Source organism: Campylobacter sp. CNRCH_2014_2452, assembly GCF_025772865.1.
GTDB classification, from domain to species: Bacteria; Campylobacterota; Campylobacteria; order Campylobacterales; family Campylobacteraceae; genus Campylobacter_D; species Campylobacter_D lari_D.
Map to the genome: position 1 here is coordinate 1 of NZ_JAKMSX010000020.1, position 9,592 is coordinate 9,592.

At 24.6% G+C, this 9,592-nt stretch carries 5 protein-coding genes and 1 pseudogene; 4 read left to right on the forward strand and 2 right to left on the reverse strand.

All coding sequences use genetic code 11. The features are described 5' to 3' along the window. Positions 1 to 89: 89 nt before the first annotated feature. Entirely contained in the window at positions 90 to 992 is a 903-nt protein-coding gene (locus tag L8X38_RS08255) for a hypothetical protein (protein ID WP_263661754.1), read from the reverse strand. After that, positions 982 to 4,524, reverse strand: coding sequence for a type VI secretion system membrane subunit TssM (gene tssM, locus L8X38_RS08260; protein ID WP_263661755.1), 3,543 nt, complete (start codon positions 4,522 to 4,524; stop codon positions 982 to 984). The genes L8X38_RS08255 and tssM overlap by 11 nt, the downstream gene beginning before the upstream one ends. A gap of 135 nt (positions 4,525 to 4,659) precedes the next feature. Here tssM and L8X38_RS08265 point away from each other — a divergent pair, with 135 nt between their 5' ends. The 4 genes and pseudogenes from L8X38_RS08265 to L8X38_RS08280 form a co-directional block, all read left to right on the forward strand. Then, complete coding sequence (locus L8X38_RS08265) at positions 4,660 to 5,175, forward strand: Hcp family type VI secretion system effector (protein ID WP_039626225.1); 516 nt, start codon at positions 4,660 to 4,662, stop codon at positions 5,173 to 5,175. A gap of 108 nt (positions 5,176 to 5,283) precedes the next feature. Then, entirely contained in the window at positions 5,284 to 7,620 is a 2,337-nt protein-coding gene (locus L8X38_RS08270; RefSeq protein ID WP_263661756.1) for a type VI secretion system Vgr family protein, read from the forward strand. Positions 7,621 to 7,768: 148 nt separating this feature from the next. Further along, on the forward strand, positions 7,769 to 8,524 hold the full coding sequence (locus L8X38_RS08275; RefSeq protein ID WP_263661757.1) for a hypothetical protein: 756 nt from the start codon (positions 7,769 to 7,771) through the stop codon (positions 8,522 to 8,524). Positions 8,525 to 8,904: 380 nt separating this feature from the next. Continuing rightward, positions 8,905 to 9,592 (forward strand): annotated as a pseudogene (locus L8X38_RS08280) (hypothetical protein); the annotation flags it as partial.

The following is a 9,592-nucleotide window of genomic DNA, read 5'->3' on the forward strand; positions in this document are numbered from 1 at the left end:
CAAGCTTAGAATTATCATTGTGATTTTCATTTGATACTCCTTTTTAAAATTAATTTTGGAAAATTATCTTACTTTACTTTGAAAAAAAATTATTTTTCTTTGTATTTATTTAAAGACAGTAAAGTCAAATTTTCAAATATATTTTGATCATTTTTGATAATATTTTGCAAGGCATTTTGCAAATAAGTCATAAAAATATCTTCTTCCATCTCTTTAAATACAGGCGAATACAACTCTTTAGTAATTAATTTTAACACAACAAGATTAATTAGTTTTGTATCTTTAATAAGCGGAATTTTTGAAATAACTGTTTGAAAATCATCTATATTTAATTTTTGGAAATTATCATTTAGTATTGTTTTTTTACGATTTTCTGATAATTCATTTTGCAATTTATCTAAAATTTTTCCTATATTTTCATAAGTAAAATCTAAATTAACAGAAGAATTAGATTCCATAATAACTTCAGAATTTTTAATATTATTATCCTCTATAAAACTATAATCTATTTTTGTTTCAATAAGTTCTTTAATGTTTTCTTTTGCCTTAAAATCTAAACCATCTATTTTTCCTCTAGGTTTTAGCTCTATTTCATCCATCTGTGTGTGTTTTTCTATTTCTTTTATTTCTTTTGCTTGCTTTAAAGTTTCTTGTTTAATCTCTTTTGAATCAACAAAACGCAACTCAATAAGACCTAACTTTAGAACATCGCCTTTGTTGATAATAATTTCATAACCATCTTCCAATCTAGAAAAAGAATTATTATAAAAAATATCACTGCATTCTATAGGCGTCATAGTAAAAAAACCTTCTTCAAAAGTAATCTTCATATGTTTTTCTTTAACAGAATTATTTTTATCTTGTATCCAAAATAAACATTCTGGACTTGATCCAACAAGTCCACCAGTTTCATCAAATACACAAGCTACTGTTTTTGTAATATTTTCATCAATATTTTCAATTATCAATCCTATGGTTTCTTTATCTATCATTTTGAGCCTTTGTTATATTTTCTACTATTTTAAAATCACTTAATATCATAATTATATTATTAATATCTGAGTTGTTATTATTAAGTTTGAAATCAAAATACATTTTTTTATTGTCATTAAATAAAACACTGTAAGATGAATTTGAATTTTTACTTTCCTGTAATAATTTATACCAAGCCCATTCTCCTTTATATGATTTTGTGTAATTTATATTAGCATCTAAATAAGAATACGCAGTGAAATCAAAACTAGTTCCATTGTTAAATTCATCAGTTATAACATCTAATTTTGTATGCAATGTGTGATCATATATAATAGAAGTATCATTATACTGAACTTTTACAAAAGAAAAATCGGCACTTAAGTCAAGACTTTGTAAAGTAAAGCGCACTCTCATTACATCATTTGCATTTAGCATTAACTCTGATAAATTACCAGCCTTAGTAATAAAATCCAAAAATTCTTTGGAAAAAGTTAATCTTGAGCTAAATTTAGAATTAATAGAGTAAACATTTTTTCTTTTAATTAGAACATTTGTTAAATATTTTTCATAAAACTTATTTAAAATTCCATTTTTACCAAAGAAATTTTTAAAAGAATCTATACTTAAATCTTGTGAACTTAATAAATTAAAAGGATAAAAAGGAGCTATATCATTAACAAATGGTGCATAAACCTCATTCAACCAAACAGTATTAAACAAAGAAACTCCATGGTTTTCTATAATATTCCAAGCATATAAAGAAAGAGTTGCATAATATTTTTCCAATTCACTTGGTAAATTTTTAATATTTTGTTCAAGAGAACTAAATGGGTCGCTAGAATCTTTACTATCGCTTAAAGCGTATTTTATTTTTTCCTCAATAGTTTGCGAGTTATTTGTTGTAAAGTCAGTTATTTTTTTATGAATATTAGACAAATCTGTATTTATTAATTCCATGGTTTTTTGATGACTTCCAACATCTAAACCTACAGCAGTAGCACCCGTATTTAAAATAGAATTTTGTTCTATAATTTTATGATAAGCATCAAACGAACTGGTAATCCCCATAAAACTTGTCTTTATTTCAGCAGCATTAACACCGAGATTATATGCTTGAGTTAGTAAAGTAGCATCGTTAAGATTGGTATTTACACTAACAATTTTTATAAAATTCATTAAAGGATTTTCTTTTTTAGATAGTATATTAAGTTCATTTAGCATAGAACTTTTGGAAATAAACTTTTTTGGTGCAAGTGAATTTAAAATTTCTTGCCATTTATTTTGATATTGCGTTAAATAAATTTTAATAATTCCCATTGCCATATTGCTTCTATTTTCAGAATTTGACAAATCATTTAAAATCCACGAATCAATCTCAATGGCTTTATCTATTTTTACATTTAACGTTTGCAAAAAGTCAGCCATACCTTTTTTTGTGTAAATTTCTTCAATACTATCAATTTTAATAGACTCTGAGAAAACATTATTAGCAGCAAATCCTAATTCATTTTTAAAATTATATACTTTATTGTTTTTATCTAGAATGATAAAGTTAAGTAAAGTATATATTCTTTGAATTTTTGCTACATTATATAGTTTTTCAATAGATAGTTTAACCGAAATATCATCTTGCTGAGAAGTGCTTAAGTCAATCTTTTGAAGTTCATCGATACCAGATAGAAAATTTTCTTTAGAAATTTTATATTTTTCTAAAAAATTCCAATTTTCATTAATCCATATTTTTAATAAATCTTTATCAAGATATTTTTGCTCAAACAATGATTTATATACATATAAAGTTTTAATTAAGTTATCATAATTATCATCAGTTTGTAATATTATTTCCATTTCTTTTAATAGGGTATTTTTCAACACATCTTCACTAATTTTATAATATAAATTTTGTGCTTTTTTAAAGCCTTTATATGTTATGTTTAAGCTAAAATATTCAAACAAACTTGCCTTTTCGATTAATTGTGGATATACACTTAGTATATTTCTTAAATCAACTAATAATTTTGCTTTCTCTTCTATACTCATCATGGGGTAATCTTGCATATTTTTCAACAAAAATGAAAGATCTGTATAAACACTTTGAGATATTTTCTTTTCTTGCTCACTTTTAAGAATAAAATAAGATGAAATAAAATAAGTCATACAACTCAAAAATATAGTTAGACCCACAAGCGATATCTTTTTGTAAAAACTTTTAATTCTACTTAGCGATGAATCTTTAAAGACAATATCTTCAAGCAAAGACTGAACAAAATAACTTTGCTTACTAAAAGACTGTTTTACTTGAGCTAATGGTTTTTTTATATTATACTTTTCACAAATTGTATCAAGCATAAAATTTCTTGGCACATTTTCTTGATAAGCACTTACATAATATACCCCTCTTAAAACTGAACTATTTTTTAAAATATTTTCATTTTGGAGTTGCACGATAAAGTCTTTGCTCAATACAAATAAATTATCCAACTGCTTTAAAAATAAATAAATTTTATTTTTTTCCTCTATAGTGTATATAGAAGAATTTTTATCAACAAAACATAAAAACAAAGATTTGCTTATCTCTTCAAAAGACTTTTGAATATCTTCTTCTTTAAAATGTTCTGCAAAACTTACACCAAAAGCTTTTTTTTGAATTTTTTCATTGAAAATATCAAAAAATTCTCTCATACCTTCTATTAAATCTAATTTTGAAAAAACAACATAAATAGGTAATTGTACGCCTAAAATTTTTTCACACTCATGCACCCTTTTTGTTAAATAACGAATTAAATTATTAGAATATTCTTTTGTGTTTTCCAAAAACAATCGAGTATCAATTATTAAAATAATGCCATTTAATTTACTATGAAAATAATTCTTATTTAAAAATTTTAAAAAATTTTGCCAAATGCTCTTTTTAATTAAAAAGTCTCTATTTTTCTCTATATCATCTTCGGGTAACTCATCGCTACTATTAGGATGAAAAAAATCTTCTTGAGAAAAATAATTTCCCTCAGTATCAAGCAAAGCGCCTTTCTTGGAAACATATAAGCTAAAATTATTGGTAGACTTATGCATCTTTTTATATGATTCTAAACTATCACTTAAAGGATATTCTATATCAGAATAATTTATAAAAGTACTTTTACCAGCACCTTCATTTCCCACAATAACAACAAGAGGCAAATTTTTAGTGTTGATATCTTTTTTCCATGTTTGTTTGGCATCTTTTAATGCGATAAAGAAATTTCTTTTTGCTTTGTATAAAAATTCATTAGATTCTTTTTTAATTTCTTTAAGTCTTATTCTTTTGTCATCCTTAAAAGATTTTATAAAATTACTTAAAGGCTTTAAAAGGAAAAACAAAAAAATACAACACCAAAATATAAAAATTATCCCAAATCTTAAATAAGAATTACTAAAAACATAAATTTCATTAAATGCAAATAAAGAACCATAAGTCCAAAAAAATAAACTTAAGACAACTAAAATAATAAGTATTAATGTGATTACGAAAATCCTAGATTTTAAAATTTGCATTATTTTTTGAAACATAATTTTTCCTAATATAAATTCAAATAATTTTTATTTCTATTTATTAATTTTATATTATTTTTACTTATTTTGTATTAAAATATTAAAAGCTTTTAATATAAATATAAAGTTAAAATTATAATCATAAGGAAAAACATGGCACAACCAGCATATATCAAAATCGAAGGTTCAACACAAGGACTTATTTCAAGTGGTGCTTCTACAGAAGCAAGTATAGGAAATCGCTATCAAGCAGGACACGAAGACGAGATTATGGCTCAAGAAATTTCTCATATTGTAACAGTTCCAGTTGATCAACAAAGTGGACAACCATCAGGACAAAGAGTTCATAAGCCTTTTACTTTCACTTGCTCTCTAAATAAAGCAGTTCCTCTACTTTACAATGCACTTACAAAAGGTGAAAGACTTCCGAGTGTTGAAGTTCATTGGTTTAGAACATCAACAAGTGGCGGACAAGAACATTTTTTTACAACTAAATTAGAAGATGCTATCATTACAGATATTACCTTAGTAATGCCAAATGCTCAAGAAGCAAACAATCATGACAAAACAGAGCTTTTTAAGGTATCTTTAAATTACAGAAAAGTTATTTGGGAGCATACAGCGGCTGGAACAAGCGGAAGTGATGATTGGAGAGAAGCAAATTCGTAACACAATAAGCTCATTGTTAAACAATGAGCTTTATATGCTATTTAATATCCTTATCACTTTCATTAAAAATAATCCCAATAAATCCCAATACCAACAAAGGTTTTTTTAATGAATACAAACAACTCTTATCTTAATTTAAAAATTAACAAACTTGATTTTAAAATCACAAAAGCCATTATAAAAGAAAGCTTGGATCAGATCTTTTTATGTGAATGTGAAGGTTTTTATGAAAATATCAATAATGATATTTTTAGTGATGACAATATTGAATTTAATCCTAATATGCTTATTGATAAAGAAGCTTCACTTATAATTAAAAATCCTTATGAAAACAAAAAGATAGACTTTTCAACTAATATTGATATGATTTATCGGGGAATAATATCTTATGTTGACTATTTAGGTGTTAATCAAGGCAGTGCTAGCAATATTGTAAAAGAAAATTTTAAACAATTAAACCATAAACATTTTTTTAAGTTTAACTTGCATTCTCCTTTAATAAGACTTGATTTTAATAAAGCAAATCGTATTTATACTCATACAAACATAATAGAAGTAATTAAACAAACCTTAGCCTATTATAACACCAAGCTAAATAAAAACATTGATTTTTCTAATATTCATCATATATATGAAACTAAAGAATTAATTTCTCAATACAATGAAAGTGATTTAGAATTTATCACAAGATTAGCACACAATCATGGTATTTATTTTTATGAAGATAAAGATAATATTTATTTTTATGATTTTTATACTCATAAAGGCAAAATAAAAGATATAGTTTTTAATCCTAATATCAACAACCATCTTAATGAAACTTGTATTTACGCACTAAATAAAGAAAAACAAATACAAACTAATGCTTTTACTCATTCTAGTAATAATTCCAAACAACCTTTAAGTTTATATTCCTTAAGCACTAAAGCACAAAATGCCAATACACATTATAATGAGCATTCTTATGAAAGTGAGTATTCCTTTACACAAAATATTAATTTAAAACAATCCCCTACCCTAAAAGAAAAAAGAAATACTATGCTTAATAATATACTAAAAGCAAAAAGCAATATTTATCATCTTAGTTTAAATGAAAGTATTAAAATTAATATTCAAGAAGAAACCACCAAAGAATATACCATTATAGCAAAAGAACAAATTTTAATTGATGATGCTATTTTAGCTAATACTATCAATACCAATGATAATTTAAATATTAAAGACTTAAATCTAAGCAAATCTTATACAAATAATTTAACCCTTACCCCATCTTTTTTAACCTTTACACCTAGTTTTAAATCCAAACCAAAACCTCCAATTAATACCATGGGTATAGTTATAGGAGAAGATTCTAATATAGAAAATCAAAGAAATACCATATATACAGATGAATATGGAAGAGTAAAAGTAAGGATTAATCTTTATGCTAATCAAGAAGAATTAGATAATAAAACAAACATGTATCACCATAGTCCATTCTTAAGAGTAGCTAGCCCTATAGCAAGCAATCATTCAGGTTTTTACCATACACCTAGAATTGGAGATGAAGTTATTATTTCATTTTTAGATGATGATATAGATAAACCTTTTATTAGTGGGAGTTTGTATAATGGGGTAAATGATCCTCTTGTATCGTTGCCACACCATGATCACAAAACTTCCATTAGCTCTAAAACTATAGGAGTATATGAACAAGGATACAATGAACTAACTTTATCCAACTTAAAAGATAAAGAACAAATCTATCTAAAAGCAGAAAGAGACTATGATGAATTGGTTCAGCACAACTTTACTCAAAGAATTTTAAATGATAAAGATTCTATGGTGGATGGGATTTATAATGAAAGAATTAAAAAAGTTCATACGCAAACCATAGATTTAGCTAAAAATGTCAATGTTGGTGCTGAGTATCTAATAAATGTAGGTTTATCTAAAGACACCATAGTTGGATTATCTAACACTTTAAATGTAGGAGTAGACAACAAGTTAAGAGTGGCTAAAAATTCAAGTGAATATATAGGAGAAAATAAAGACACTGAAATATGCGCAAACAAAAATACCATTATACATAAAGATGAAACTAGAAATGTTAAAGGAAACAAAAAAGAAATTATAGAAGGTTATTACAATATAAATACAAGCAATAAAATACAAGTCTTGAGCGAAAAAGAGATAGATTGTAAAAGTAAAGACAATATTCTTTTTACAAGCAATGAATCCATGGGATTTGAAAGCGATAAAAATACAAGTATGGTGGCTAATAATATCACTACCTATGCAAAAACAGCTCATTATCTAAAGGCTGATAGTGAGGCAACTATACAAGTAGGAGAAACATTGATTAATGCTAAACCAGATTGTGTTATCATTAAAGCAGGTGGAGTAGAAGTAGTGATAGATTCTAAGGGTCTTGTTGTTAAAGGTGGAGAAATTAAAGCAGAGTAAATATATAGTATTTTTTTGAAAATAAATACTATATTTTAAAAATTTTAGAATGCCAAATATTAGTAATACAATAAATAGTATAAAAAAATATCATTATGATTTTTATAGAAAATTTTATAAACTATTTTTAAAATATCAAGGAATATAAATGAATAAACTTAAAAGATTTTATATACCCTGCGGTTTGCTTATAGCTTTGATTATTTTTATAAGCTTAGCTTATTGCCCTTTAGAGCTTATCTTTTGGGATAAGTATTATTATGAAAAAGAAAATCAAATTAGAAAAGAGACATCTAAATTATTCTGGAGCAACGAAGAAGAATTTAAAAAAGTTTTTGTAGAACAAAACTTAAATCAAGAATTAAAACTTAATCAAAAAGAATTATTAAATTATATGCATAATTTTAAAAAAGATTTTAAATTTATGCAAATTTTAGGTTTAGACAATGCTTATTTGGTAGCTCTTAGAAATAAAGTAAGTATATTTGGAAGAAAAAGTGAAACTAATCTTAATTATTTTTATCTTGCTTCTAATAGCACTACCAATTTAAACGAAATGAACAATTTTATAAGCATTATGAATAGATATATCATTTTTATTAACAAAATAGATGCATTGCCTGACACTTATGCACTTATGAAAATAGCCTTTAATGCTGATTATTTTCTTTTTAATTTAATCCCATTTGCTTCAAGCCTAGATAAAAACTTTATGTGTTCTATACCTCAAAAAGAACAGTTATTAGAAAATATGATTAATTCTTATAAAAAAATGAATTTATTATATAAAACAAAACTAAAAACCGAAATTCAAGAAATGATACACCCAACAATATATGAAGCAAAAAGATATAATTATTTCATAAATTTTGCTAAAGGAAAATTAAATGCATGCGGAAGATAATTTAAATTTTAAAGATAATTTTTAAATTATATAGGAAAAATAAATGTCTATTTATAAAGAATGTGAAGTTTGTAAAACAAAAATCAATAAATTACAAAATATTTGGAATATATTCTCAGGCAAATTAGAAATAAAATGCAAAAATTGCAAAAGTAAATATGGAGTTTCTAATAAAATTATAGATTGGGTGTATAGTATTTTTTGTGAAAACTTATTACTCTTTCCACCAATTGTATTTTTAAATTTCATATATTTAGGTAGATATTTTTCAAAATATGGATTATTTGAAATGATATGTTATTTATCAATAATCATTCTTTTTAGTAGAAAACTAATAAATATTGTTTTACTTCTTCTTTGTAAATTAAAAAGGCTAGAAAATGAGAGATAAAGGATTAATGGAACATCTTAAGGATATTAAAGATGGTATTGTAGATTGTTATATAGGACCTTATGATTTTGGAGATTTTTTAGCTAGAATTTCAGGTTTTAGAGATTGGCAAGAAAAAAGTGTTATTTTAGATGATTTTCATAAAAGGCAGACACTAGAAGAATTAGACTTTTTAAAAGATATTGTTAAAAATGAAACTTCTAGAAATGTTATACTAGAATATTTAATAAAAGATATCAATGAAAGACCTTTGTATTATTTAGCACCATCAGGAATTTTAACAACAATTAAAAAAATAACCAAAACAAAAAAACTATTCATAATAAACATAACTTCTTTAGGAGGAAAAGCAACATCCACCACCCACTCTCTCTACCCCTACTACAAAAACATACAAAATTCCTTTGCTCCTTTATGTTCTATAGATAATAAAAATAGTAATTTGTTAAAAGAATTTAATTTTGATAGTTTTTCTTGTAATTTTTACAATAATAATATTTTCAATCAAAGTCTTAAATATTTAGATAATATACAAGATGAAAAAGAATATATCAATGAGTATAAAATATTTTTAGAAAATCTTAATCACTTTAATCAAGAATATAATAATTATAAACTTATGTCTATACAAGTAATCAATAATTTAAAAATAGCCTATATACAAAAACTATCTTTAG